General features: G+C 42.9%; 28 protein-coding genes, 1 tRNA gene and 1 pseudogene. 14 read left to right on the top strand and 16 right to left on the bottom strand.

All coding sequences use genetic code 11. The annotated features are described in order from the left end of the window. Positions 1-84: 84 nt before the first annotated feature. Both V7K41_RS04750 and hemB read left to right on the top strand, forming a co-directional pair. Positions 85-228: pseudogene (locus V7K41_RS04750) on the top strand (DUF4870 domain-containing protein); the annotation flags it as partial. Positions 229-519: 291 nt separating this feature from the next. Then, a complete protein-coding gene (gene hemB / locus V7K41_RS04745) occupies positions 520-1,500 on the top strand; it encodes a porphobilinogen synthase (protein WP_292740208.1) in 981 nt (326 codons plus the stop codon). 213 nt (positions 1,501-1,713) lie between these two features. On the opposite strand, the gene V7K41_RS04740 is transcribed toward hemB, so the two are convergent. Together V7K41_RS04740 and V7K41_RS04735 are read right to left on the bottom strand one after the other, a co-directional pair. Beyond that, entirely contained in the window at positions 1,714-1,893 is a 180-nt protein-coding gene (locus V7K41_RS04740; RefSeq protein WP_334845986.1) for a type II toxin-antitoxin system HicA family toxin, read from the bottom strand. A 37-nt stretch (positions 1,894-1,930) separates the two neighbouring features. After that, positions 1,931-2,158 carry a type II toxin-antitoxin system HicB family antitoxin gene (locus V7K41_RS04735; RefSeq protein ID WP_334816955.1) on the bottom strand — a complete coding sequence of 76 codons (228 nt, stop codon included), beginning with the start codon at positions 2,156-2,158 and terminating at the stop codon, positions 1,931-1,933. 46 nt (positions 2,159-2,204) lie between these two features. Here V7K41_RS04735 and V7K41_RS04730 point away from each other — a divergent pair, with 46 nt between their 5' ends. Then, on the top strand, positions 2,205-2,336 hold the full coding sequence (locus tag V7K41_RS04730; protein WP_334845955.1) for a hypothetical protein: 132 nt from the start codon (positions 2,205-2,207) through the stop codon (positions 2,334-2,336). Between the two features lie 100 nt (positions 2,337-2,436). On the opposite strand, the gene V7K41_RS04725 is transcribed toward V7K41_RS04730, so the two are convergent. Together V7K41_RS04725 and V7K41_RS32800 are read right to left on the bottom strand one after the other, a co-directional pair. Continuing rightward, positions 2,437-2,649, bottom strand: coding sequence for a DUF6887 family protein (locus V7K41_RS04725; protein ID WP_334845954.1), 213 nt, complete (start codon positions 2,647-2,649; stop codon positions 2,437-2,439). Then, positions 2,646-2,801 (bottom strand): DUF6888 family protein, encoded by a 156-nt coding sequence (locus tag V7K41_RS32800; RefSeq protein ID WP_442943123.1) that lies wholly within the window; start codon positions 2,799-2,801, stop codon positions 2,646-2,648. The genes V7K41_RS04725 and V7K41_RS32800 overlap by 4 nt, the downstream gene beginning before the upstream one ends. A gap of 351 nt (positions 2,802-3,152) precedes the next feature. Between V7K41_RS32800 and V7K41_RS04720 the strand changes: the two genes are divergently transcribed. The 5 genes from V7K41_RS04720 (at position 3,153) to V7K41_RS04700 (ending at position 7,835) form a co-directional block, all read left to right on the top strand. Further along, on the top strand, positions 3,153-4,136 hold the full coding sequence (locus tag V7K41_RS04720) for an alpha-ketoacid dehydrogenase subunit beta (RefSeq protein ID WP_334845952.1): 984 nt from the start codon (positions 3,153-3,155) through the stop codon (positions 4,134-4,136). Positions 4,137-4,279: 143 nt separating this feature from the next. Continuing rightward, positions 4,280-5,692, top strand: coding sequence for a protein translocase subunit SecD (gene secD / locus V7K41_RS04715; RefSeq protein ID WP_334845985.1), 1,413 nt, complete (start codon positions 4,280-4,282; stop codon positions 5,690-5,692). Next, a complete protein-coding gene (gene secF, locus V7K41_RS04710; protein ID WP_334845951.1) occupies positions 5,689-6,678 on the top strand; it encodes a protein translocase subunit SecF in 990 nt (329 codons plus the stop codon). The genes secD and secF overlap by 4 nt, the downstream gene beginning before the upstream one ends. Positions 6,679-6,750: 72 nt before the next feature. Further along, positions 6,751-7,161, top strand: coding sequence for a hypothetical protein (locus V7K41_RS04705; RefSeq protein ID WP_334845949.1), 411 nt, complete (start codon positions 6,751-6,753; stop codon positions 7,159-7,161). A gap of 179 nt (positions 7,162-7,340) precedes the next feature. Further along, positions 7,341-7,835, top strand: a complete 495-nt coding sequence (locus V7K41_RS04700) for a GNAT family N-acetyltransferase (protein WP_334845984.1) — start codon at positions 7,341-7,343, stop codon at positions 7,833-7,835. A gap of 71 nt (positions 7,836-7,906) precedes the next feature. Here the strand turns inward: V7K41_RS04700 and V7K41_RS04695 are convergent, their stop codons facing one another. From V7K41_RS04695 to V7K41_RS04670, 6 genes are all read right to left on the bottom strand, one after another. Continuing rightward, positions 7,907-8,824, bottom strand: a complete 918-nt coding sequence (locus V7K41_RS04695) for a sensor histidine kinase (RefSeq protein WP_334845947.1) — start codon at positions 8,822-8,824, stop codon at positions 7,907-7,909. A gap of 97 nt (positions 8,825-8,921) precedes the next feature. Beyond that, positions 8,922-9,527, bottom strand: a complete 606-nt coding sequence (locus V7K41_RS04690) for an L-threonylcarbamoyladenylate synthase (protein ID WP_334845945.1) — start codon at positions 9,525-9,527, stop codon at positions 8,922-8,924. 65 nt (positions 9,528-9,592) lie between these two features. Next, the gene (gene prmC, locus V7K41_RS04685) at positions 9,593-10,483 is read right to left on the bottom strand and encodes a peptide chain release factor N(5)-glutamine methyltransferase (protein WP_334845943.1); all 891 of its coding nucleotides are present in this window, start codon (positions 10,481-10,483) and stop codon (positions 9,593-9,595) included. Positions 10,484-10,508: 25 nt separating this feature from the next. Continuing rightward, a complete protein-coding gene (locus V7K41_RS04680) occupies positions 10,509-11,312 on the bottom strand; it encodes a Tic22 family protein (protein ID WP_334845942.1) in 804 nt (267 codons plus the stop codon). Between the two features lie 734 nt (positions 11,313-12,046). Continuing rightward, positions 12,047-12,120: transfer RNA gene (locus V7K41_RS04675), tRNA-Pro, on the bottom strand. Positions 12,121-12,426: 306 nt separating this feature from the next. Beyond that, on the bottom strand, positions 12,427-12,978 hold the full coding sequence (locus tag V7K41_RS04670) for a GNAT family N-acetyltransferase (RefSeq protein ID WP_334845940.1): 552 nt from the start codon (positions 12,976-12,978) through the stop codon (positions 12,427-12,429). Positions 12,979-13,435: 457 nt separating this feature from the next. Here V7K41_RS04670 and V7K41_RS04665 point away from each other — a divergent pair, with 457 nt between their 5' ends. Beyond that, positions 13,436-14,155, top strand: a complete 720-nt coding sequence (locus V7K41_RS04665) for a hypothetical protein (RefSeq protein ID WP_012410214.1) — start codon at positions 13,436-13,438, stop codon at positions 14,153-14,155. Positions 14,156-14,262: 107 nt separating this feature from the next. Continuing rightward, entirely contained in the window at positions 14,263-15,174 is a 912-nt protein-coding gene (locus tag V7K41_RS04660; protein ID WP_334845938.1) for an alpha/beta fold hydrolase, read from the top strand. Between the two features lie 55 nt (positions 15,175-15,229). On the opposite strand, the gene tsaD is transcribed toward V7K41_RS04660, so the two are convergent. Continuing rightward, on the bottom strand, positions 15,230-16,279 hold the full coding sequence (tsaD, locus tag V7K41_RS04655; RefSeq protein WP_334845936.1) for a tRNA (adenosine(37)-N6)-threonylcarbamoyltransferase complex transferase subunit TsaD: 1,050 nt from the start codon (positions 16,277-16,279) through the stop codon (positions 15,230-15,232). Positions 16,280-16,562: 283 nt separating this feature from the next. On the opposite strand from tsaD, the gene V7K41_RS04650 reads away from it, so the two are divergent. The 3 genes from V7K41_RS04650 to V7K41_RS04640 all read left to right on the top strand — a co-directional run bounded on the left by V7K41_RS04650 (position 16,563) and on the right by V7K41_RS04640 (position 18,045). After that, entirely contained in the window at positions 16,563-17,057 is a 495-nt protein-coding gene (locus V7K41_RS04650) for a Photosystem I reaction center subunit III (protein WP_334845934.1), read from the top strand. 39 nt (positions 17,058-17,096) lie between these two features. Further along, the gene (gene psaJ / locus V7K41_RS04645; protein WP_094339707.1) at positions 17,097-17,246 is read left to right on the top strand and encodes a photosystem I reaction center subunit IX; all 150 of its coding nucleotides are present in this window, start codon (positions 17,097-17,099) and stop codon (positions 17,244-17,246) included. A gap of 277 nt (positions 17,247-17,523) precedes the next feature. Next, complete coding sequence (locus tag V7K41_RS04640) at positions 17,524-18,045, top strand: photosystem I reaction center protein subunit XI (RefSeq protein ID WP_334845932.1); 522 nt, start codon at positions 17,524-17,526, stop codon at positions 18,043-18,045. Between the two features lie 66 nt (positions 18,046-18,111). Here the strand turns inward: V7K41_RS04640 and gmk are convergent, their stop codons facing one another. Together gmk and remA are read right to left on the bottom strand one after the other, a co-directional pair. Further along, positions 18,112-18,711 (bottom strand): guanylate kinase, encoded by a 600-nt coding sequence (gene gmk, locus V7K41_RS04635; RefSeq protein WP_334845931.1) that lies wholly within the window; start codon positions 18,709-18,711, stop codon positions 18,112-18,114. A gap of 166 nt (positions 18,712-18,877) precedes the next feature. Then, positions 18,878-19,144: an extracellular matrix/biofilm regulator RemA gene (remA, locus tag V7K41_RS04630; protein WP_073639751.1), complete on the bottom strand. Its 267-nt coding sequence runs from the start codon at positions 19,142-19,144 to the stop codon at positions 18,878-18,880. Positions 19,145-19,398: 254 nt separating this feature from the next. Between remA and V7K41_RS04625 the strand changes: the two genes are divergently transcribed. After that, positions 19,399-20,424, top strand: a complete 1,026-nt coding sequence (locus V7K41_RS04625) for a phosphotransferase enzyme family protein (protein ID WP_334845930.1) — start codon at positions 19,399-19,401, stop codon at positions 20,422-20,424. A 5-nt stretch (positions 20,425-20,429) separates the two neighbouring features. On the opposite strand, the gene V7K41_RS04620 is transcribed toward V7K41_RS04625, so the two are convergent. Genes V7K41_RS04620 through tyrS form a run of 3 tightly spaced genes read right to left on the bottom strand, consistent with a single transcriptional unit; the run spans position 20,430 to position 23,104 of the window. Further along, entirely contained in the window at positions 20,430-21,164 is a 735-nt protein-coding gene (locus V7K41_RS04620; protein WP_334845929.1) for a hypothetical protein, read from the bottom strand. Then, positions 21,161-21,892, bottom strand: coding sequence for an orotidine-5'-phosphate decarboxylase (gene pyrF / locus V7K41_RS04615; RefSeq protein ID WP_334845928.1), 732 nt, complete (start codon positions 21,890-21,892; stop codon positions 21,161-21,163). Before pyrF ends, V7K41_RS04620 begins: the two co-directional genes overlap by 4 nt. A gap of 21 nt (positions 21,893-21,913) precedes the next feature. Continuing rightward, on the bottom strand, positions 21,914-23,104 hold the full coding sequence (gene tyrS, locus V7K41_RS04610; protein WP_334845982.1) for a tyrosine--tRNA ligase: 1,191 nt from the start codon (positions 23,102-23,104) through the stop codon (positions 21,914-21,916). Positions 23,105-23,201: the final 97 nt, after the last annotated feature.

Below are 23,201 nucleotides of genomic sequence, written 5' to 3'. Positions count from 1 at the left end.
CAGTATATGGTTTCTGTTTTGGCGGCGGCTCTCCCTAACTCAACTCTCTCATAGAATCCATTTGTCAATAGGGTTTGAGACGCGCTAACCCTGCCTCTATTATTCTTGGGGCCACTAGCTGGTCTGGGATATCTATTACACTGGGGATTAACAATTTGGGCGCTGATCGGAGTTTTCAGCAATCCTGATATACCCTTCCGTTATCCCTATATTTTCCGAGTTGTTTAACACAAATTTATCAGGATTGGGCATTGGGCATTGGTAATTGCCAATATTTTGCCAACAGATGGTCTTATCATTTTGAATTTTGAATTGCTTCATAATGTTGTTTTTTTTTCCAGTCCGTCGGATGGGTACAACCAAGCTGTAGAATACAAAATTGCCCTACAACTTGATTAAGAGTAGGGCAAAGGACAGTTAAGCACTGTTTGTAGTCTGTCTGACGGCAGGAAAATTTTAGCCTGCTTTTGTGACGCTTTGTTTTGTGTCCATTTGCGTTGTTTTTCTTCATAAAATTTTATGTTTCCTATACATCGCCCCCGTCGTCTGCGTACTCATCCTCAACTGCGCCGGATGGTTCGTGAAACTGTTTTAACAACAAGCGATTTAATCTACCCATTATTTGCTGTACCGGGTGAGGGAATCGCTAATGAGGTGAAATCGATGCCTGGAGTCTACCAACTTTCGGTAGATAAAATTGTTGAAGAAGCAAAAGAAGTTTACGACTTAGGAATTCCTTCTATTATTCTATTTGGGATTCCGGCTGATAAAGATGTGGATGCCACTGGCGCTTGGCATGATTGCGGTATCGTCCAAAAAGCAGCGACGGCGGTAAAAGCAGCAGTGCCAGATTTGATTGTAATTGCTGATACTTGTTTGTGTGAGTACACAAGTCACGGTCATTGTGGTTATCTGCAAGTTGGTGATTTAACAGGACGAGTTTTAAATGACCCAACTCTGGAATTATTGAAGAAAACAGCGGTTTCTCAAGCAAAAGCTGGTGCTGATATCATCGCGCCTTCGGGAATGATGGATGGGTTTGTGCAGGCGATTCGTCAGGGTTTGGATGAAGCAGGATTTCAAGATACGCCGATTCTGTCTTATGCTGCTAAGTATGCTTCGGGTTATTATGGCCCATTTCGGGATGCAGCAGACTCGACACCGCAATTTGGGGACAGAAGAACTTACCAAATGGACCCAGGTAACGCCCGCGAAGCGATTAAAGAGATTGAATTGGATATCGCTGAAGGTGCTGATATGCTCATGGTGAAGCCAGCTTTGGCATACATGGACATTATTTGGCGCGTTAAGGAAGCGAGTAACTTACCAGTTGCGGCTTACAATGTTTCTGGTGAGTATGCGATGGTGAAAGCTGCGGCTCTCAATGGCTGGATTGATGAGGAGCGCGTGGTTTTGGAAACTTTAACTGGGTTTAAACGGGCTGGTGCAGACTTAATTTTGACTTATCATGCCAAAGATGCGGCGCGATGGTTGAAGTAGGCTAGGCTTATTAAATAATAATTTAGTGGGAAATCTCACGCAGACAGAAGTCTAAGCGCCGATTTCCGGCGCTCAGAACTTCGGTGGGTGCAAAGACGCAAAGTTGTGTTTTAGTGTTTGGGCGTGAGATTCTTTGTATTTTGGCTATTGCGATGCTTACGGTTTTTCCTAGCCTACGCAAGTTCAATATAAGGCTAAAAAGACTTTTTCGGTTTAAGTAACTTCAAATAAAACACGAGGTAATCCTGACTGACGAATAATAGATCGCAAAGTACCGATGCGTAACTCTTCGTAATTAGGGACAGGAACAGTAATTGTTGAGTCTTCGGTTTGCATCTGCATAATAATGTGACTACCACGCTGGCGCACTTGTACAAAGCCGTTCTCTTCCAGAATGCGGCAGACTTATCTAGCAGAAAGAACACGCAGTTTACCCAATATTTACCTCTAAGCGTGTAACAAAAACTTCTGTGTGCAGCCTTTGCTGAATTTCAGAAGGATCTGCTGTCTCAAAGAATAATTCTAATGCCTCAATTAGGTTATTCCGTGCTTCTTCAATTGTGTCACCTTGGCTGGCGATATCGAGTTCGGGACAGAGGGATACATAGCCATCCCTTTCGCGCTCAATGATAGCAGTGAATTGTGTTGTTTGCTTCATTTTTGTCTTTAGTACAGTAAATCTATCAATCTTGATAGTAACTGCGATGCTTGCGGTTTTTGCTAGCCTACGCAACTTTGGACAGTATATCGTCAAAAACCTTTCGAGTGGGTGTTATGGGGATAGCGATCGCACGGTAAAAATCGATTTCCTAGATAGTTTGTTTGTGAGAAATTAATCTTTGGTAATTTAAATTTTGTAGGACAGGCATCTCGCCTGCCCTATAATAATAAACTTGTGCAGAAATATTTTTCGTGCGTTTGGAGGCTTGGGAGAGCTTAAGCTTGCTTTCGTAGTCTTTCTAGGTTCTGTTGATGCAACTCTGGGAAGTTTTCTAAATCATCTATTGACTGTGGTGCAGGAAAGATTACAGCGTTTTCAGAGGTGAATCTATCTAGATAAGTTTGAAAAGCTTCATCATCTTCTCTATGGTCAAGGATATATTGACGCAATTGGGCACGGGGCATTGTCATAAAATCTGGCTTACTCATACATATCTCCACTTCCCGTCTAGGTAAATTATAATTTCATTTTCTTCTCCAGCGAGAATTACAAGATTTTTTGTTTGTTCATCGATTCGCACTAAAAACACAGGTAAATAAATTTTAGTAGCCCAAAAACTTAAGATAAACAATGTTTTCAATTGTTCTATAAGTAGGCATATTTAAATTATTGCTACAACAAATTTTTTACTCTGGTGTGACTTGAGTCAGGTTGGTATCTTTCAACCTGTAAATTTTAAATTGATTTTATACATTAATTCTAAGTTTTATTACATAAAAAAATCAGCCGCATTTGCCAGAGGAGGAGGCGATCGCTCATAAAACCTCTAAAATCTAAGTTAAATAGCTTTGATATAGTTATGGCAATCACTCGTTCTATGCTAGGGGCAGTTTATTTAAAAAACCTAAACTCTAACTAGTGCGATCGCTCACTGTATTTGCGACAGCAGCACGATAAAATTCTAAAACCATAATCGTACTAGAAGGTCTAAATGGCAGAAACACTATTCTTCAACGCCTTACGGGAAGCCATTGATGAAGAAATGGCGCGTGACTCCAGCGTATTCGTTCTCGGTGAAGATGTTGGACACTACGGCGGTTCCTATAAAGTTACCAAAGACCTGTACCAAAAATATGGCGAACTCCGCATTCTAGACACCCCCATTGCTGAAAATAGCTTTACTGGGATGGCTGTGGGAGCAGCAATGACTGGGTTACGTCCGATCATTGAAGGCATGAACATGGGCTTTTTACTGCTTGCCTTCAACCAAATATCCAACAACGCTGGAATGCTACGCTATACTTCTGGCGGTAACTTTAAAATTCCGATGGTAATTCGCGGCCCTGGAGGTGTAGGACGGCAGCTAGGCGCAGAACATTCCCAGCGACTAGAAACCTACTTCCAAGCTGTGCCGGGGTTAAAGATTGTTGCCTGCTCCACACCAAGAAACGCTAAAGGACTACTGAAATCCGCTATCCGCGATGATAATCCAGTGTTGTTCTTTGAACACGTTCTGCTTTACAACTTGAAAGAAGATTTACCAGAAGAAGAATACTTACTACCTCTGGATAAAGCAGAAATTGTGCGCCAGGGTAAAGATGTAACCATTATTACTTATTCACGGATGCGCCATCATGTAGCGCAAGCCGTAAAAACTCTTGAAAAACAAGGATACGATCCAGAAGTTATCGATTTAATATCTCTCAAACCATTAGATTTTGATACCATTGGTGCATCAATACGTAAAACCCATAAAGTCATTGTTGTGGAAGAATCCATGCGAACTGCGGGTATTGGAGCAGAAGTCATCGCCTCAATAAACGATCGCTTATTTGATGAATTGGACGCGCCAGTACTACGGCTTTCTTCCCAAGATATCCCCACACCCTATAACGGCAATTTGGAACGACTAACAATCATCCAACCAGAGCAAATAGTAGAAGCTGTGGAAAAAATGGTAGCATTGCGAGTCTAGAGACTGAAGAATAGCGGGGCAGAAGGGCAGAGGGATAACAGAAGAAAAACAATGCCCAATGCCCAATGCCCCATCCCCAAACTCCTAACTCATAACTCCTCAAAAGAACGCTATTATAGCGTTTGTCAGTTGCGAGTTATGGTATGCAAAGACAGCGATCGCTATTAATTTTGATTTTAGTCCTGATAATCGCCGCTAGTACGGTGATTGCCACAATTCCGATACCTCTTGGACTGGACTTGCGCGGAGGTTCACAGCTCACAATTCAGGTGAAACCATCAGCGGATATTCCCAAAATCACCGACCGAGAATTGGAAGGTGTGAAGAAAGTTGTCGAAGGCCGGATTAATGGTCTGGGTGTTTCTGAGCCAGTAATCCAAACAGTCGGCACAGATAAAATACTGGTGCAATTACCAGGAGTCAACGATCCAGAACAAGCTGAACGGGTGCTAGGAGGTACGGCGCAGTTAGAATTTCGTACCCAAAAACCGAATACAGAAACTCAACTGCTTGCTTTTCAAGCATCAAGAGCCGAATTGAAATTCAAGCAAGAAGAATTAAGAAAGAGTACCGACAAAGCGGCAATTGTCAAGAATCAAGAAAATTTACAGAAAAATAATCAAGCGATCGCAGAATTGTTTGAAAGCACTAATCCACCGCTCATTGGCAAATACCTCAAGGATGCCTATGGTGAACCCACTCAAGGTAACAACTGGAATGTTGCTATTCGCTTCGACCAAAAGGGTGGTGAACTGTTTGCCAATTTGACGAAAAATCTCGCTGGTACTGGGCGTAGCATTGGTGTTTTTCTGGACAATGAAGTGATCAGTGCTCCCACTGTGGGTATAGAATTTGCCGCTACTGGCATTACTGGTGGCTCTGCGGTGATTACAGGACGGTTTACTGCCCAACAAGCCAATGACTTAGGCGTGCAGTTACGCGGTGGCGCATTACCCGTACCAGTAGAAATTGCAGAAAGGCGGACAGTCGGAGCTACCTTGGGTAAAGATAGCATTCAAAGTAGTATTTATGCTGGAGTCGGTGGTTTGACTTTAGTATTAATATTCATGGTGGTTTACTATCGACTACCAGGATTGATTGCGGATGTATCACTAGTGATCTACTCTCTCTTAACTTGGGCAACCTTTGCTTTGTTGGGCGTTACCCTAACTTTGCCGGGAATTGCTGGTTTTATTCTCAGTATTGGGATGGCAGTTGATGCCAATGTGCTAATTTTTGAAAGGACGCGGGAAGAATTGCGGGCAGGTAAATCTCTGTATCGTTCTGTGGAATCTGGTTTTTATCGGGCATTTTCTAGTATTTTAGATAGCAACGTCACTACATGGATTGCTTGCGCTGCCCTGTTTTGGCTGGGGTCTGGTTTAGTCAAAGGCTTTGCTCTTACCTTAGCTTTGGGGGTAGCTGTGAGTATGTTTACTGCAATTACCTGTAGTCGGACATTGCTGTTTTTGGCAATTTCAATTCACTCTTTGCGGAAGACAGAACTTTTCTGTCCAAACCTGCCAGCATCGAATAAGGCAGAGGTGACTCCATGAAACTGAATATCAATAAATCGCGATCGCTTTGGTGGACTATTTCTGCCGCTATCATCCTTGCTGGTATCATCTCAATGGTGATTTCTTGGCAACAACCGAATATTCGCGCCCCCCTACGCCCAGGTTTAGATTTTATCGGTGGTACACGGTTGCAGTTTGTCCGAGATTGTACTAAACCCGGTAATTGCGACAAACCAATTGATATCAACGCTGTCCGGGAAGTAGCAAAAGCACAGGGATTAGGTGATAGCAGTATCCAACTTGTCTCGGAAAATGGTGCAGAAAATGGTGTACTAATTCGGTCAAAAGATTTGGGTGTCGATCAGCGTACCAAGTTACAAAACGCTTTGAGCGAAGAAATCGGCGTTTTTGACCCACAAAAGAATCAGATTGACTCCGTTGGCCCCACCTTGGGAAAAGAACTGTTTACATCCGGGGTGTTAGCTCTGATAGTTTCCTTCATCGGTATTACTATCTATATGAGCTTCCGCTTCCAGTTAGATTATGCTGTGTTTGCGATCGTTGCCCTACTCCACGATATCTTAATCACAGTAGGGGTGTTCTCAATTTTTGGTTTGGTGGCGGGCATTGAAGTAGATAGCCTTTTTATCGTCGCCTTACTTACGATCACAGGTTTTTCAGTCAACGATACAGTGGTAATTTACGATCGCATTCGGGAAACCATTAAAATCCATCCCGAACAGCCGATTGCTGAAATTGTAGATGATGCTGTTAACCAAACATTGACAAGATCGATCAACACTACCTTAACCGTATTACTGACATTATCGGCAATCTTTTTATTTGGCGGAGAAACACTGAAAAACTTTTCCCTCGCTTTGATTATTGGCTTCACAATGGGGGCTTATTCGAGTATTTTCATCGCCAGTACTCTTCTAACTTGGTGGCGAGAGCGAAAAGGGGAATCCCAAATGTTAGACAACGCTGATTCGATTGATACATCTCCTAGTTCCCAGGATAGTTAAACTTGTGTATATTTCCCAATTGGGTGAAAGCATTTTGAATTGCTTACCCACACCTTGCACTCTTATTCCCCTATGGATCAACCGGAACGATTAAATACTGTCCCAAATTTTGAGAAATCTGACCCATCATTTGCTCAACAAGTACAAAGACTACATCAGTTAACAGTATATGGTCGGTGGCTGTTTGTGGGCTGTTTATGGCTGACCATTGCGCCTGTCTCCTTGTGGGGTCTACGTACAGAAATTGCTCTATGGCAACAATATTTTACCTGGGTGGCAGTGAAATTTGGATTATTCTACCATCCACTTTCTACCTTCGGTTTAGCCTTTTGTCTGGGGATGACTGCTGCTGTTTTAGTTTGGCAAAGTCGGAATATTTTATTTGGACTGCCACCACAAGAAAAACAACGTTTAGAAAAACAAGTTTATCGGATACGTCAACAGGGAGCAACTCATCCTCTATGGAAGTGGGTTTGTCATTAAATTTTCTTTCTCAACACGTACAGCAATTTATAGCAAAATATGACTTAACTTTACTAGACATCTACTGAAAAAGAATCTAGAGACGTAGCACTGCTACGTCTCTACAAGATTTCTGGATAATACATATTTAATTTCACCAAATGTCTGCTCAAAGATACTGCCAAAAGTGGATGCCATACATGAACCATCTTCAGATTAAATTTAGCGATCGCAAGTCTGAAATTGACCTTTACCAACTCCAAGAACTGTTAAACGTTTCCGCTTTCTGGGCAAAGGGACGCAGTATTGAAGATTTAGGTATAGCTATTGCCAACAGTGAGCCAGTGATTTCTGTTTGCCTTCGCGATCGACTCATTGGCTTTGCCAGAGCAACATCTGATGGCATCTATCGCGCCACAATTTGGGATGTTGTGATTCATTCAGAGTATCAACATAGTGGTTTGGGAAGCAATTTAGTAGAAACCGTTTTGAGACATCCCCGCATGAGGTCGGTTGAGCGCGTTTATCTGATGACTACTTACCAACAGGGTTTCTACGAAAAGATTGGTTTTCAACCTAACACTAGTACTACGATGGTACTACATAACCGCGATCGTTGTACTTTCCTTGCTGCTACAGAAGTTCAGCTTCAGGAATCACCGAAACAGTTCCGAGCAATGAGTGCTGAGTGTTGAGTATAAGAACTGTTGTAGCAGTAGGGTAGTCAAGAAGCAAGATTTCGTCTTTACTATTCAGGACTCAGGACTTAGGACTCAGCACTCAGCACTACTAAGGGGATAGAGATTTGTAGTCTGGTAAGCTGCTGAAGTGGTTCCTTCACAGTGGTCGAGGGCAAGATTTCTAACTTTCCTCCCATAACTTCCAGCAGAGTCTGATTGATTAATAGCCTCATTCCTGGGGAAAGAGCAGTCTTCTTTTGGTCAATCTGGGTCAACCGATCTTCAATTTTGAGCAAATCAATCGGCTCACTCCAGGTCATAGCATGGGTTGGGATATCTAGCCAAATGTTTACAAAATTGTTTGTAGGTAGAGTGCTACTGGAAATACAAATGCTGCCTTCCTCCATCTGAGTAATGGCAGTGTCTATTAAACTGATTAATACTTGGCGGAGCCAGAGGTAATCTGTCAAAACATAAATTTCTGGGTTGGCGGCTAATAATTGTAAGGGAAAATTGCGATTTGCCGCCAGCATATAAGTTAAGTCATGAACCTCATCCAAAATTTGGGCTAAGGGTCTGGGCTGAATATCTAGTTTATTGGTGCCATGTTCAGCTCTTGCAACGTTGAGAATTTCATCCATTAGCTTCAGCAGCTTCAGCGTTCGCTCGTGAGCTTGGGCAATAAATTCTCGCTCTTCATCTGGATTTTCACACAAATCTGACAAAATTAACTGATGTAAGCCAATCAAACCATTAAAAGGCGATCGCAACTCATGGGTAGTCCGTGCTAAAAAACCAGCTTTAAACAAGCTCATTTCGCTTGCCATCAGGTATGCCAGCTGCGTTTGCTGTAGCTGTTGCGATATTGGTGGCATATCCTGTTCAGCTAATGGCGCTACTAGGGATGAGCTAGATGAAACATTAGGCGATCGCCCAAATAACTGACGGAAAACCATACCTAGTGCTATTCCTACTCCTAGATATATCCAGTTGCTCCAATTCATATCTGGCAATTATTAACTTGCTAATTAAGTACAACAGCGCAAACTAAAGTTTCAGATTTTTCTGTTGTTAAAACCATGAAAACAACATTATAGCTACCTATACTTGGTTATCAGTTAATAAATCTAACTCAATCGCACCTTGCCGCAAAATTTGCCAATTTATCCCTGTCCATTTAGCAACGGTGGAAGGTATACCTATCCCTGGTATTTCACGCTGGTATTCTGTCGTTGCTATCAGAACCTTGGGAAACTGATTCTCAATTTCTGCGATTGTTTGCAAAGGTGGCTGACCAGAAAAATTGGCGCTAGTGGTGGCAAGAGGGCCTGTTTGCGCCAAAATAGTTTGAGCGATCGCACTGTTTGGTACTCGAATGCCAATTGTTGTGGGATCGATGGGATTCATAACTTTTGGTAAGCGTTGACTCGCTGGCAAAACTAATGTCAGCCCTCCTGGCCAATATTTATCTGCTAATTCTTGCCAAACTTTATACTCATTCTCACTACCTTTGACATACGGCCACAAACCTTCAGCACTAGCCGCCATTAAAATCAAAGGTTTGTCTTGACTGCGTTGCTTCGCCGCAAAAATTAATCCTGCTTTTTCTGGTATGGCTGCAAGTGCAGGAACAGTGTCCGTAGGAAAGCTCACCAAAAGACCAGCACGTGCGCCAGCTATTAGATTTGTTAAAGAAACTTGTGTCATTTTTATGGGGTTTGGCATGGGACATTTTTCCTATTCCCTATGCCCCATGCCCCATACCCTATTTCCTAACTTTTATAAGCAAGGGCAAAGCGTTCAATTCCAGCTAAATCAGCGTGAATTTGAATATTGCAATAATAACCTTGATTTTGCAAGAGTTCTCGCACTGTATCTGCCTGTCCAGCCATCATCTCAATCAGCCACACGCCACCAGGTTGCAAATAACTAGGAGAAATTTCTATCAAATAGCGAATGCAATCTAAGCCATCAGTGCCACCATCCAGAGCTAGATGTGGTTCGTGGTTAACTACTTCTGGTTGCAAAGTAGGTAAAGTACTGGTGGGTATGTAAGGAGGGTTCGACACCATACCACTGAACTGACCTTTTAAGAATGTCAGTGGCTCCCACCAGGAACCTTGATAAAATTGAATCCGGTCAGCAAGACCCAAATTATCGGCGTTAGCTTGGGCGATCGCCAGAGCTTCTAAACTGTAATCAACCGCATGAATTGTTGCTTTTGGTAAGACATCTGCTAATCCCAGTGCGATCGCTCCACTCCCAGTACCCAAATCTGCCCAATGTCCTGAAGCATTGCTAGCAGATGCTTTAGCTAAATCAATTAAGCACTCTGTCTCTGGTCTAGGAATCAAAACCGCACTCGACACTGCAATTTTAAACTGACGCCAAGGTGTAACTCCCACAATATACTGCACTGGTAAGCGGTCATTTAATCGTCTCTGCCATAGCTGTTCTAACTTTTCTAAGGGCAATTGCAGCTGGATTTGCGGCCAGTTTTTAAAAGACTCTAAACGTAGTGCCAAGCGGTCTAACCCAGCAACTTCGAGGAGCAGCCAATCTACTTCCATTGGTGGGACATCAGTGGCGATCGCTGCTTTAAGAGCTGCATTTCGCCACTGCCAAAGTTGTAAACCAGAGACTATTAGATGTTTCTCCCCCATACCTCAACCTTGGAGCGCATATCCGTTATTTTTTCGCAGCGGGGGCAGCTGGTGATTGATTTGGCGCAAGGGAGCGAATAAAATTGATCGACTCCCGTGATGGATACAGAACAATTTTATTGATACTAGGATCGCTGCTGCTATTGAGAGCCTCCATAACACCGTACAAATCCACCACTTGAATTTCAGTGTTGTTTGCTTCCTTTGGCACGGCTTTTTTGAATTCATCTAACAGAGCCACTGCTTGTTCTTTCTCAAAAAAGAAAGGGATGTATCGCTCATTACCTTTAGCAAGGGGAATAGTCAGATAGCTATTATCTTTCTTAAATTTGGGTACAAATAAGGGAATACCATTGAATTGCTCTACCTTTTTACCATTTTGATTCAGCATACTTGTTGCCGAGGCTACTTGCTGTTGCGTCGGGACTAAAGTATAAATCACAGAGTCTGATTTCTTTTTGCTTTCTTGGACTATTTTATAGTAGTCTGCCAAGGACAAAGGTCTAACCTGTAGCGTGCCTGCCAACTGGGGGTTTTCTTTTTTGAGCCGGCTGTCAAGGAATTTTTGAGCATCTTGCTTGCTAATAAAAAATCCTACTTGTGAGATCGGCTTGGATGCGTTGTTTCTCGAAAGAACTACGAATTCGCCTTTAGGATTGGTGAGCGTGAATACAGGTACTTCTTGGAGCTTTTTCACGACCTGATCTTGTGGCAACGCGATCGCCTCTAGATTGCCCAGTCCTGGCATATTGCCTATTCCTGAAAGCCCTGTTAAAAAGACACTGCCAGCTATACCCAATGTCGCGCCCAAGCGAATAAATGATTTCATGACTGCTCCTCGCATCAATAGTCCAATTAAATTAAACAAATGGTTGGATTTGCACAGCACCAACTAGCTTTAGTTATATAGCAATTCATTTTAGTTTTGAAAAATTCATTGTGCGTGTTGAGGTTGAGTGTTAAGCCTCAACGGTCAAATCCAATGTTCCCTAACTATTTAGAGTTGCTATAGTATCGTTTTCACAAATTGGCTGTGCTAACGTTGTGTTTTTCTAGGTTTCGCTTCGCTATTTACTGCGAAATGCTGTAGATGCTTATTATATGTCTTCTCAAACAGCAAAAAGTCTCTCCATCTCTCCAACCTTGGAGATGATAAATGCTATTTTATCGGCTTTTTCTAATATTGGTTGACGCTATTACTTAATCAATCGTTCCATTTGCGATTGGTTTAATATCTTCATCAAATCTATATAGGACTTACGCAAAATATCTCTCAAACTCTGATTTCTCCGTGCCGCGCCAGTTGCTACAAGTCGGGGAACCCGCCCAACGCACTGGCTTCTCTGTGCCTCTGCGGTTCGTTATTCCGTAACTTGTGCGTAAGTCCTACTATACAAAGCTCAGTGTCAAAAATAACCTTACTACTTAATGACGAAACTTGCTTGTTAGGCTTCAATAGCAGAACAGCCTAATTGGTATTCTCCGTAAAAATATCCAATTAAATTGCAGATTTAGCAAAGAAAACCTAGCTAATTACCTTAACTGTTAACTATATTAATTAAATCGGGATGACAGGATTTGAACCTGCGGCATCCTGCTCCCAAAGCAGGCGCGCTACCAAGCTGCGCTACATCCCGTTACACTTAATCTACTTTTTTGGGTTTGGTTTTAGTTTCCCATCAAAGCGATCGCACTTCACAAAAGCGTTAAGCCAATCATATCACATAAGACCGCTCATGCGTAATATATTTATATCTTCTGCAAATTCGAGCTAAATTTAGATAATTACACTGATAAAGGTTTGTTTGCCGACTTCGTTTTACAAGAGATATTACTTGTTCGTTCGTCGGCTAAACCTTGTCAAACCAAATTAAAATAATAGATTTATACTACTATACCTACCTGATTTTATTGTGCGAATCGGGTTTTATTTGGATTGAGTGTTAGTGAGGATACCAGAACATACCTTTGATGCCTTCTGGATCGGCCATAAACCCCATAGTTCGGTAGAAATCTACAACATGGGGGTCGGCAAACAGAGTGACATTACTAATTTCTTCACTCCTAAGTTTTTTGAGAACATATTTCATCAGCGCCTTGCCCAGTCCTTGACTTTGAAAGTCTGGGTGAACCACTACATCCCAGATAGTGGCATTAAACGCATGATCTGAGGTAGCACGGGCAAAACCAATGAGCCGCTTTTGGTTTCCTCTCACTTGCCACATTGAGGCAACGAGAAAACTATGCTCAATAGCTTTTTTCACTTTTCTTAGAGGACGACGCGACCAACCAACTGCATCACAGAGTTCTTCTAGCTCATACAGGTCAATATCTCGTTCCGTGCTGAACACGATCCGAGCCTCCTTTGAAGAAGCTTCGCTAATACTACTGGGGCTAGAGTTGCCCGCAGTTTCTGCTGTATGCTCTTCAAAGAGATTTGTCCTAGTTGTCCCTACAGATTCAGGAGTACTAAACCAAGTTTTCCAAAAACCCATGCCAACGCGGTTCGGGTAGTATAACTGAATTGGTTTCCACTCTCAGGAGTGTTGATTCACTTTTAACATCGCTACCCCCATTTACTACCCTTTACACTCAAAGTTTTTCGGTTGTTTTCGGGATTTGCAATGGTAACAGCCAGTTAGAGCGTGTTTCACACCAATCATTTTCAACTTTAGCATTTTGTTGTAAAGGCTAGGAGAAATTCACCAAAAGGGTAAGGATATAAACAATTCAAAATTCAAAATTCATAATGGAAAAACCTAATCCTGCAATTGCTCCTATAGAGCTTAAATGCACGTTAGCTTAGGAGTGAATTGTATACACAGGATTGGGCATTGGCTATCGAGAACACTCTTCTGTTGTCCCCTTGTCCTTCCAATCCTCAATCTCCAGTCCCCAGTCCCAAACACCCAGCCCCCAGATGACGAAAGCAAGCGAGTTTTACCCTTAACAATGGCCTCTGGTTTAAAATCTTCGACACTGGAACTCCTAAAGCGCTTTAACCGAGCGTTTCCCCAGTTTTATGAGCAATTCGTCAGTAGTGAAATTCAACTGCAAAATTTGCGGCTAGCCTACCGTCTCTATAAAACTAGACGCGCTGTTATTGAACTGAAACCGGAAGGTAGCAAAAGTGCCCTGCATTTTGCTTACCGCAACCAGTCTTTTCTCCTTAGCGATATTTTTGGTGTACTAGCAGCTTATGGGTTGACCATCCACGGTTTAAGTCTATACGGTCAAATCCGTCCGCCAATGTTAGTTTTTATCAAACTGTTGGTATCTCGTGGTAGTAAAGCCTTGACCGAGAAAACCGCAGAAAATGTCTGTCGCGCCATTCGCGAGGCTTTAGGAGGTCGGTTTGAGGTAGAAGAGATGCTGGCAGTAGAATTTAATCTTGACACTGGCTTAGAGCAGGTACAAACTGAGTTTTATGTCGATCCGGTCTTTCATCTCCCTGCTCTAGTGATTGAAGCTGATAATCAACCAGGATTATTCTACAAAGTGATGTACGCTATCTGGCAGGAAGACCTTTTGGTAGTCAATGCCAATTTACTGGTTTGGCGCGGACGTACACGGCTAATTCTCTACTTGTTAGGGCCGAATGAAAGCCTCATTCCTGAATATCTGGGTCACAAAATTGCTGAAGGAGTGCGACAGAGGTTGCTGGGTAAATAAAAAAGTGAGGAGTTATGAGTTATGAGTTAAAAATTCCTCACTCCTAACTTCTAACTCTTTCCACTTTAGTATTTAGTCGCACCCGTCCTTAAGGGTACGATATAAGTATGGCAACTATCGAAATCTTGGGCGTTCCACACGCATACGAGCTAACGGCTCCCACTTCCTGCCCCCATGCTTTAGTATTTATCCACGGTTGGCTCAATAGCCGTGGATATTGGCAACCTGTGATTTCCCGCCTATCAGATGATTTGCAATGCCTGTCCTATGATTTGCGGGGTTTTGGTGAATCCCAATCCCAGGTAAAAACCGATTTTAGTCGAGCACAAACGTCTCTGAGTCTTACGCCTATCTCCAGTAGTACGGTTGGCTCATCTTTCGATTCTCTTTATACTCCTGCTGCGTATACTCAAGATTTAGCAGCTCTCCTGAAACAGCTTAATATTACCAGTGCTTGGCTAATTGGTCACTCATTAGGCGGGACGATCGCTCTTTGGGGAGCAGATCAAATGCCTGAGTGTGTTAAGGGAGTTATCTGTATCAACGCTGGCGGTGGTATTTACCTCAAAGAAGCCTTTGAGCAGTTTCGCTCGGCGGGTCAGAAATTTTTGCAAATCCGTCCGCGCTGGCTGTCCCAAGTGCCTTTGATTGATTTACTGTTTACTAGAGCTAGTGTGGCTCGTCCTTTGGAGCGCTATTGGGCACGTCAGCGAGTAATAGATTTCGTTGTGGCTGATCCAGAAGCGGCTCTGGGAACTCTGTTAGACTCCACAACTGAAGAAGAAATCAATCGTTTACCTGAGCTAGTATCCCAACTGAAGCAGCCAGTTTATTTTTTGGCTGGCGCGGAAGACAAGGTTATGGAACCCAAGTATGTGCGCCATTTAGCTAGCTTTCACAGACTTTTTCAATATTGTGGTGAAAATGTCCTGGAAATTCCTAATTGCGGACATCTGGCTATGTTGGAACAGCCGGATGCTGTGGCTGACCATATCCGATCAATAGTCATTAGTCATTAGTCATTAGTCATTGGTGGTTACAACAAACAAATGACAAAGGACAAAGGACAAATGACTACTCAATAGGTTGATACAACTTCATCACCTGAGTAAGCCCTAACCTAGACTCAACGCCTAGTGTAAGGGGAGATGTATGACCACGGGATAGATGGTCAGCAGCGGCACAGCCAATCATGGCGGCGTTATCGGTACAGAATTTTAGAGGTGGGAATAGGACGCGTAGGTTATGTTTAACGGCGGCAGCTTGGAGGTTTTTTCTCAACCCGCTATTAGCTGCTACACCGCCACCAATGGCAATTGTGTCTAGACCATAATCAAGGGCACAGGCGATCGCTCTTTTGGTTAGCGATCGCGCTACCGTATCCTGAAAGCTAGCTGCTACATCTGCTACTGGTACTTGTTTACTATCTTTGTCTAACTGCTGCACTAAACGCAACACAGCCGTTTTTAACCCACTAAAACTCGCATCATAACGATGAAATCCACCACCGGGTAGAGAAACTCTTCCTTCTGGTAAAGCAAAGGCTTGAGGATTCCCCTCTTGTGCCAACTTGTCAATCACTGGCCCACCGGGATAACCCAGCTTTAACAATCGCGCCACTTTATCAAAGGCTTCACCCGCAGCATCATCACGGGTTTGTCCCAGAGTTTCGTATTTACCACAATCTTTGACATAAATCAAGCTTGTATGTCCGCCTGAAACCAGTAAGCTAAGAAAAGGGGGATTTAAAGTTGATTCACTTAAATAAGTTGCGTAAATGTGACCTTCGAGGTGATGAACTCCCAAAAATGGCTTGTTGTGTACCATTGCCAAGGTTTTGGCAGCAGTCAACCCCACCAATAGCGCTCCTACAAGTCCAGGGGCACAAGTGGCGGCAATTGCGTCGATTTTTCCCCAGTCTAATTGGGCTTGCTCTAAGGCTTGTGCGATCGCAACATTTATCGTTTCTAGGTGCTGGCGAGACGCTACTTCTGGTACTACCCCGCCATACTGCTGATGGACTAGAATTTGCGAGGCTACGATACTGCTGCAAACTTTACGATTCTTAACAATTGCGACGGCTGTTTCATCACAACTGGTTTCTATTGCTAAAACGGTTGTCATTGAGAGTAATCAGTGCTGTTAGCGGATAGCTAGGGTTTAGCCCGTGCTGAGTCTGGAGTCCTGAGTAATAAAGAGAAAATCTTGCTTCTTTACTACCCTACAACAACAATTCTGGTACTCAGCACTCATTTTGGTTGAGAAGCTTTAACTTTTATTTACTTAAACTTTACTCGGTTCCCACCCAAGAGTATGATGACTTCCTAGTTATGTAAATAAACAACTGTACAAGCCGCTTCGTTTTGTACAAAGAACTTCTTGTTTTGTAATAAAAGGAAACAACTCTATGCGACGATTGTTTGCTTTCATGTTAGCGATTAGTCTTTGGTTCAACTTTGTCCCCCCAGCACAAGCTTTAGGGGCGAATTTGACACCGTGCAAAGACAATCCCGCTTTTCAAGAGCTAGCAGCTAATGCCCGTAATACTACCGCTGACCCCCAATCCGGGATAAAGCGGTTTGAGCGTTATTCTCAGGAGCTGTGCGGCCCTGAAGGATACCCCCACTTGATTGTTGATGGTAGTCTAAATCATGCTGGTGACTTTTTAATCCCCAGCATTTTGTTTCTATATATTGCTGGTTGGATTGGTTGGGTAGGTCGTGCCTATCTGCAAGCAATTAAAAAGGAATCTAACACTGAACAAAAAGAAATCCAAATCGATCTTGGTTTGGCACTACCCATAATCGCGTCAGGCTTTGCTTGGCCAGCAGCAGCAGTCCAAGAATTGCTCTCTGCAAAATTAGCAGCCAAGGATTCAGAAATCCCTATTTCCCCACGCTAGATCAGCTTAACTAATTCATTTGTTTTGGAGACTCAATTCATGGCAGACAAAGGCGACCAATCAGCTTATTTGATTAAATTCATTTCCACAGCGCCTGTGGCAGCTACTATCTGGCTGACGATCACAGCAGGTATCTTGATTGAATTCAACCGCTTTTTCCCCGACTTACTTTTCCACCCACTACCATAAGGGTCAAATTGGATTTAGGACAGTTGAATCAATGTCTTGTTTTTTGCCTAACATTGTGTAGTTGATTTTTTCAGCTTAGTTAGGCAGAATTATCACCCAAATAGACAGCAAAAATAGTTTTTTGAAACTCGTGATACTGTTTACAGATTGCGAGTTTCACAGTTTTAAAATCAGCTAAATTAATTTTTCTAAACTTCCTAAACAAAATGCTTCTTTAGCTAGAATTATTATTAATATAAAAATGCCACCATTTTAATTTTAGAGGCGAACATAAAATATGGCACAAGCAGTAGATGCATCAAAGAATCTTCCCAGCGATCCTCGAAATCGGGAAGTTGTTTTTCCCGCATTCGGCGATCCACAAATAGGCAATCTAGAAACCCCGATTAATTCTTCTCCCTTGAGCAAGTGGTTAATTAATAATTTACCTGCCTATCGCCCAGGTCTGGCTCCTGCTAGACGCGGTTTAGAAGTTGGTATGGCTCATGGTTACTGGCTATTTGGCCCCTTTGCCAAATTGGGCCCACTGCGGGATACAAATGATGCTAACTTAGCTGGATTGCTGTCAGCGATTGGGCTGGTTGTAGTTCTCACAGGCGCTCTGTCGCTCTATGCCAATAGCAATCCACCCAAAGCACTTCCTAGTGTTACCGTACCCAAGCCTCCAGCAGATGCTTTTAACTCTAAAGAAAGCTGGAACAACTTCGCCAGTTCTTTCTTGATTGGTGGTATTGGTGGTGCAGTAGTTGCTTACTTTTTGACTAGTAATTTGGCACTAATTCAAGGTCTATTTGGTTAATTACTAGAAATTAGGAGTTAGGAGTTAGGAGGTTAAATTCATAACTTATAACTCTTAACTCCTAACTTATTTAAACAAAACTACTTCAATATCATTTAAAGCAGTTTCAAAATCGTCATTAACGATTTGAATATCAAATTCATCTGCGGCTTGAATTTCTTCTTGGGCGCGAAGCAGACGGCGGGCGATCGCTTCTTCAGAGTCTTGGGCACGAGAGCGTATTCGTTTTTCTAATTCATCAAAGGAAGGCGGTAAAATAAAAATGCTGAGGGCACTGGGAAAAGAAGCACGAATTTGTCTTGCCCCTTCTAGTTCAATTTCCAGCACCACCAACTTCCCAGAATTAATTTGGTTAAGTACAGCTTCACGGGGAGTGCCGTAATAGTTACCAGCAAATTCTGCCCATTCTAAAAATTCACCTTCAGCAACTAATTGTTCAAACTTACCGCAGCTGATGAAGTAATAACTTTTGCCATCGATTTCCCCTGGGCGGGGAGAACGAGTTGTTACAGATACAGAATAATAGAGTTTTGGATGACGCTCTAGGAGCGATCGCATTAAAGTGCCTTTACCGACCCCACTGGGGCCAGTTAAAACAATTAACCTGCCTAAATGTAAGCATTCTTCGGTAGTCGCACTACTCTGGATGGGTAAAACTGGCATCATCCCTTCAACCTGTGAATCAATTAATACATATTATTCCTTAGTCTTGTGTTCCTGGTCTAGTCCACTAGTGACTAAAGAACTTGTAGCAAGAGTGACAAAAAATTTATCTAATTCACATGGTACTACCGATACGGTGCAAAGAGGAGTGGGAAAAACCCATTGCTAGTCAATTATCTACAGTTTGATGATCGCGAGAAATCACAAAGCGATTCGCTACCGTTTCCGGCTGAATCGCTGACAGAATTACATGGCTGGAATCGGTGATAATTACAGCCCTAGTGCGACGACCGTAAGTTGCATCAATCAGTTGACCTCTATCCCGTGCATCGGTAATAATCCGCTTAATCGGGGCAGACTCTGGACTGACAATGGCAACTACTCGGTTGGCAGACACGATGTTACCAAAGCCGATGTTGATTAACTGAATGTCCATAAAAAAACTGACGCTAAACGCGGTTTGATAAAGCTTGAAATAAACTTCTTTCCATGTTATCGCCAAAAAACGGGAGTTACAACGCTTAAATTCAAGCCAATCTGCGTTTTTAAATAATGTCTGCTTCTTTTAGCTATTTATTAGCTATTTTTCCTAAAAATCTTCCTAAAGATACAGGTGCAATTCCACTGATACAAGCTAGTTGGATGATGTACATTTATTTTGTTTGAAATAAGTATCTGACTCGGAAATTAATGAAGAGCAAAATCGATTGGAAGGGCCTAGCTCTAACTGCACTAGCTCAATACAATGTCAATGCAGCTCAATTGGTATTCTTGGGTCAGAGCGAAAATGTGACGTTTCGCGTTGATACTCGCAATAATCAAAATTTTGCTACATCTGGAGAATATGACGAGCAAGCGTTATTTCTTCTCCGTATCCATTATCCGATCGCTCAGTTTTGCGATCGCATCTGGCAACAACAAGCCGTCATTGAGTCAGAACTCATCTGGCTGATTGCGTTGCATCGAGATACTGATTTAGTTGTGCCATACCCCATCCAGAACATCAGTGGCAGTTTCATTACCTCTGTAGTAGTTGATGACATCAGCGAAAGGCTCAACTGTACACTACTAAAGTGGGTCGATGGTTCTCCTCTTGATACTGAACCTACAACGACGCAGGCTAGGCAAATTGGGGAACTTATGGCTCAGTTGCACCAGCACACCAGCCTTTGGGAATTGCCTTCAGGCTTGACGCGACCAAAATACGACTGGGAGCAACTACACGCTTCACTAATGAAACTGCGATCGCTAGTAGATGCTGGTACGATATCTGTGACTGATTTCGCTGTCCTTGAGAGTGTGGTTAAGCGAATTAGTAATGTGATGACAGCACTAGAAAAAACACGCGCCAATTGGGGTCTGATTCACGCAGACCTGAATGAAAATAATTACATTTTTTATGCAGGTAAAGCACGACCCATCGACTTTTCTTGTTGTGGCTTCGGCTACTACCTTTATGACATTGCTCATACACTGCTACATCTGTTTCCCCGAAACCGTAGATATTTCCTCAGCGGATATCAAAGCGTATGTCAACTGCCCGATGAGTATCAGAGTATCTTGGAGGCGTTCTTTCTCGGAGCAATGGTAAACAATTTTGCTTTTTTAGCGTCGCAGCCAAATGAACACGATTACTTGTTAGAAACTCTACCCTACGTTACTGAAAGTCTCTGTAGCAAATATCTTAAAGGCGAGGCATTTTTGTTTGAGCCATAGCTGTTCTATTTTGATATTAACGGTTTAATTTTGTCTCCCAGATTTAGAGCACGCATCCGGCGTATACTTCCAGCTTGACAATCGCGTAACCAAGTTTTAACGCCTTGGGCAACAGTACCTTTACTACTATCGCGTGGCGGAGATAATGGCTGCTGTGCTGAATAGGAACCAGTTTGAGAAAACATCATCACTAGTTGCCAACCAATTTTAGTTTTAGTCAAAAATAGCCAGTGAAATTCCTGCAATTCTACCGCTTTCTTTCCTATGTACTCCCGTTCTAAGGTAGTAAAAAAAACTTGTTCAACTCCTGATGCAGAGCTTTTAGGTGCATCTGTACTATATTCTTCAAGGTTAAGGGGCAGAGGAGTAAACTCAGGTCTTCCTGCCACTAGCATATAACTGTAAACATCACTGCTTCTTCTAAGACGACGGGCGCGTTGACTAGCGCGATTGGTATAGCTAGGCAAATCTTCTAGTAGCTGTATAGTAAATGTTTCTAAATTTTGCTCAGAACACAAAGACTTCGCCCCGTCGTTGACATTTTCCTTTTCTGCTAAGACAGAGGGTTTAGGGGTGGGGTTTGTGGAGAACGCTGGATAAGCAAGGTTATTTGATACTAAAACCCAGAAGCCACAAGCTACAAGCCAACTATAATTTTTCTTTCTGAGCGAAGAGGCAAGATTGTTTTCCCCTGCACCTTGCACTCTGTTCTCTAGTTTATTACTAACTCTTAGCTTCATGCCACCGTGATTAACTCCTCAGAAATCCTCTTCCAGGCTAACTCAGGCTCAGTAGCAGCGGTGATCGGACGCCCAATCACTAGATAATCTGCACCGGCAATAATAGCTTGTGCTGGAGTAAGCGATCGCTTTTGATCGCCTTTGTCTGCCCAAGTTGGTCTAACCCCCGGACAAACAAGCAAAAAGTCATTTCCACAAGTTTGCCGTAGCTGTGCCACCTCTTGAGGCGAACAAACTACCCCATCCAAACTAGATTCTTGAGCCAGCAGTGCCATTTCTAGAGCATATTCTGGCAATTCTAGAGGTATTTTTAAATCAAATGCCAACTGCCGAGCAGAAATACTCGTTAGCAGGGTAATAGCAATTAACTTTGGTGGCTGTACATCTGCTTTTGCAGCCCCTTCCTGTGCCGCCTCAGTTGCGGCTTTCAGGGCATCTCTACCAGCAGTGGCATGAATTGTCAGTAAATCCACTCCGTATTTAGCTGCACTCCGGCAAGCACCAGCAACGGTATTGGGGATATCATCAAACTTTAAATCCAAGAAAATGCGCTTTTGGCGAGACTTTAACACTTCCAGAATTTTCGGGCCAGTGCTAGTAAACAACTCTAAACCGACTTTCCAGAAACTAACTTGCGGTAGCCGATCTATAAGAGCGATCGCAGCTTGTTCATCCGGCACATCCAAAGCCACAATAACTCGTTGTCCTACCTGTTCTCCATTCCCCATTCCCGACTCCCCATTCCCCATTTAAGGCACTAAGCGCACAAACTTATTTTTTCCAACTTGTAAAACTTTACCTTGTAATTCACTAGGAGCATCGAAAGTGGTATCAGCATCACTGATGCGATCGCCATCTAGGCGCACTCCACCTTCTTGAATTTTTCGCTTTCCTTCCCCGGTACTTTTGCACAAGCCAGTGACATTGAGAATATACGCTAACTTAGTAGGGAATTGCTGCACGCCAGCTAGAGAAAATTCTGGAACTGCACCTTCCTTACCGCCGCTTTGGGCTGCTTCTTTGGCTTCTTGGGCTGCGGTTTCACCGTGGTACTGTTTAACGACTTCCCATGCTAAGAGTGTTTGGCGATCGCGGGGATTTTCTGGCAGTTTGTCCAAAGGTAAATCCGTCAACAGTTCAAAATACTGTGACAGCAGATGGTCGGGAACTCCTTGCAACTTTTGATACTTTTGTGCTGGGTGTTCTGACAATCCGATATAATTACCTAAAGACTTAGACATTTTTTGCACGCCATCCGTGCCAATCAAAATTGGCAACAGCATACCAAATTGGGGCTTTTGACCAAAATGGCGCTGTAAATCTCTGCCCACAGCAAGGTTAAATTTCTGATCCGTGCCACCTAATTCCACATCTGCCTCAACGGCAACCGAATCAAAACCTTGCATCAACGGGTACAGGAACTCATGGATAAAAATCGGATTCTCTTTTTTATAGCGATCGGCAAATCCTTCCTTCGCTAACATCTGTCCCACCGTCATCGTGGAGAGTAACTCCAAAATTTTCTCTAAGTTCAAACCAGAGAGCCATTCGGAGTTATAACGCACCTCTAACCTTCCTGGTGTGTCAAAATCCAAGATAGGACGTACTTGATCTAAATAAGTCTGAGCATTTTTAGCTACATCTGCTTCTGTAAGCTGACGACGCACTTCAGATTTACCAGTTGGATCGCCAATACGTGCTGTAAAATCGCCAATAATTAAAACTGCTGTATGACCTGCATCTTGAAATCCTCGCAGTTTTCGTACTGGTATGCTATGACCAAGATGAATATCAGTACCTGTAGGGTCAATCCCTAATTTGACCCTTAAAGGTTGTTGTGTAGTTAGTAAGAGCTTTTCTAAACTTTCGCTGTTAACATCATCTGATTGTGGGAATACTTCTACTACACCACGACGCAACCAAGCAAAATCTTGCGTCATCCGAAGAGATTGATTATTAGCTATGTTTTGCACACTAGAAGTTAAGTTGGTTATATTCACTGGCAATTTATCCACTTTCTCATCTGCCAAACTACTA

This window comes from Nostoc sp. (assembly GCF_036917415.1).
Taxonomy (GTDB): domain Bacteria; phylum Cyanobacteriota; class Cyanobacteriia; order Cyanobacteriales; family Nostocaceae; genus Nostoc.
This window is presented reverse-complemented; position numbering and strand designations above follow the sequence as displayed.

Excerpts from the sequence above, each read along its gene's own strand:
- hemB (WP_292740208.1), top strand. The coding sequence starts at position 520 with ATGTTTCCTATACATCGCCCCCGTCGTCTGCGTACTCATCCTCAACTG.
- V7K41_RS04735 (WP_334816955.1), bottom strand. The coding sequence starts at position 2,158 with ATGAAGCAAACAACACAATTCACTGCTATCATTGAGCGCGAAAGGGAT.
- V7K41_RS04730 (WP_334845955.1), top strand. The coding sequence starts at position 2,205 with ATGCTTGCGGTTTTTGCTAGCCTACGCAACTTTGGACAGTATATCGTC.
- V7K41_RS04725 (WP_334845954.1), bottom strand. The coding sequence starts at position 2,649 with ATGAGTAAGCCAGATTTTATGACAATGCCCCGTGCCCAATTGCGTCAA.
- V7K41_RS04720 (WP_334845952.1), top strand. The coding sequence starts at position 3,153 with ATGGCAGAAACACTATTCTTCAACGCCTTACGGGAAGCCATTGATGAA.
- secD (WP_334845985.1), top strand. The coding sequence starts at position 4,280 with ATGCAAAGACAGCGATCGCTATTAATTTTGATTTTAGTCCTGATAATC.
- secF (WP_334845951.1), top strand. The coding sequence starts at position 5,689 with ATGAAACTGAATATCAATAAATCGCGATCGCTTTGGTGGACTATTTCT.
- V7K41_RS04705 (WP_334845949.1), top strand. The coding sequence starts at position 6,751 with ATGGATCAACCGGAACGATTAAATACTGTCCCAAATTTTGAGAAATCT.
- V7K41_RS04700 (WP_334845984.1), top strand. The coding sequence starts at position 7,341 with ATGAACCATCTTCAGATTAAATTTAGCGATCGCAAGTCTGAAATTGAC.
- V7K41_RS04695 (WP_334845947.1), bottom strand. The coding sequence starts at position 8,824 with ATGAATTGGAGCAACTGGATATATCTAGGAGTAGGAATAGCACTAGGT.
- V7K41_RS04690 (WP_334845945.1), bottom strand. The coding sequence starts at position 9,527 with ATGACACAAGTTTCTTTAACAAATCTAATAGCTGGCGCACGTGCTGGT.
- prmC (WP_334845943.1), bottom strand. The coding sequence starts at position 10,483 with ATGGGGGAGAAACATCTAATAGTCTCTGGTTTACAACTTTGGCAGTGG.
- V7K41_RS04680 (WP_334845942.1), bottom strand. The coding sequence starts at position 11,312 with ATGAAATCATTTATTCGCTTGGGCGCGACATTGGGTATAGCTGGCAGT.
- V7K41_RS04670 (WP_334845940.1), bottom strand. The coding sequence starts at position 12,978 with ATGGGTTTTTGGAAAACTTGGTTTAGTACTCCTGAATCTGTAGGGACA.
- V7K41_RS04665 (WP_012410214.1), top strand. The coding sequence starts at position 13,436 with ATGGCCTCTGGTTTAAAATCTTCGACACTGGAACTCCTAAAGCGCTTT.
- V7K41_RS04660 (WP_334845938.1), top strand. The coding sequence starts at position 14,263 with ATGGCAACTATCGAAATCTTGGGCGTTCCACACGCATACGAGCTAACG.
- tsaD (WP_334845936.1), bottom strand. The coding sequence starts at position 16,279 with ATGACAACCGTTTTAGCAATAGAAACCAGTTGTGATGAAACAGCCGTC.
- V7K41_RS04650 (WP_334845934.1), top strand. The coding sequence starts at position 16,563 with ATGCGACGATTGTTTGCTTTCATGTTAGCGATTAGTCTTTGGTTCAAC.
- psaJ (WP_094339707.1), top strand. The coding sequence starts at position 17,097 with ATGGCAGACAAAGGCGACCAATCAGCTTATTTGATTAAATTCATTTCC.
- V7K41_RS04640 (WP_334845932.1), top strand. The coding sequence starts at position 17,524 with ATGGCACAAGCAGTAGATGCATCAAAGAATCTTCCCAGCGATCCTCGA.
- gmk (WP_334845931.1), bottom strand. The coding sequence starts at position 18,711 with ATGATGCCAGTTTTACCCATCCAGAGTAGTGCGACTACCGAAGAATGC.
- remA (WP_073639751.1), bottom strand. The coding sequence starts at position 19,144 with ATGGACATTCAGTTAATCAACATCGGCTTTGGTAACATCGTGTCTGCC.
- V7K41_RS04625 (WP_334845930.1), top strand. The coding sequence starts at position 19,399 with ATGAAGAGCAAAATCGATTGGAAGGGCCTAGCTCTAACTGCACTAGCT.
- V7K41_RS04620 (WP_334845929.1), bottom strand. The coding sequence starts at position 21,164 with ATGAAGCTAAGAGTTAGTAATAAACTAGAGAACAGAGTGCAAGGTGCA.
- pyrF (WP_334845928.1), bottom strand. The coding sequence starts at position 21,892 with ATGGGGAATGGAGAACAGGTAGGACAACGAGTTATTGTGGCTTTGGAT.
- tyrS (WP_334845982.1), bottom strand. The coding sequence starts at position 23,104 with ATGACGCAAGATTTTGCTTGGTTGCGTCGTGGTGTAGTAGAAGTATTC.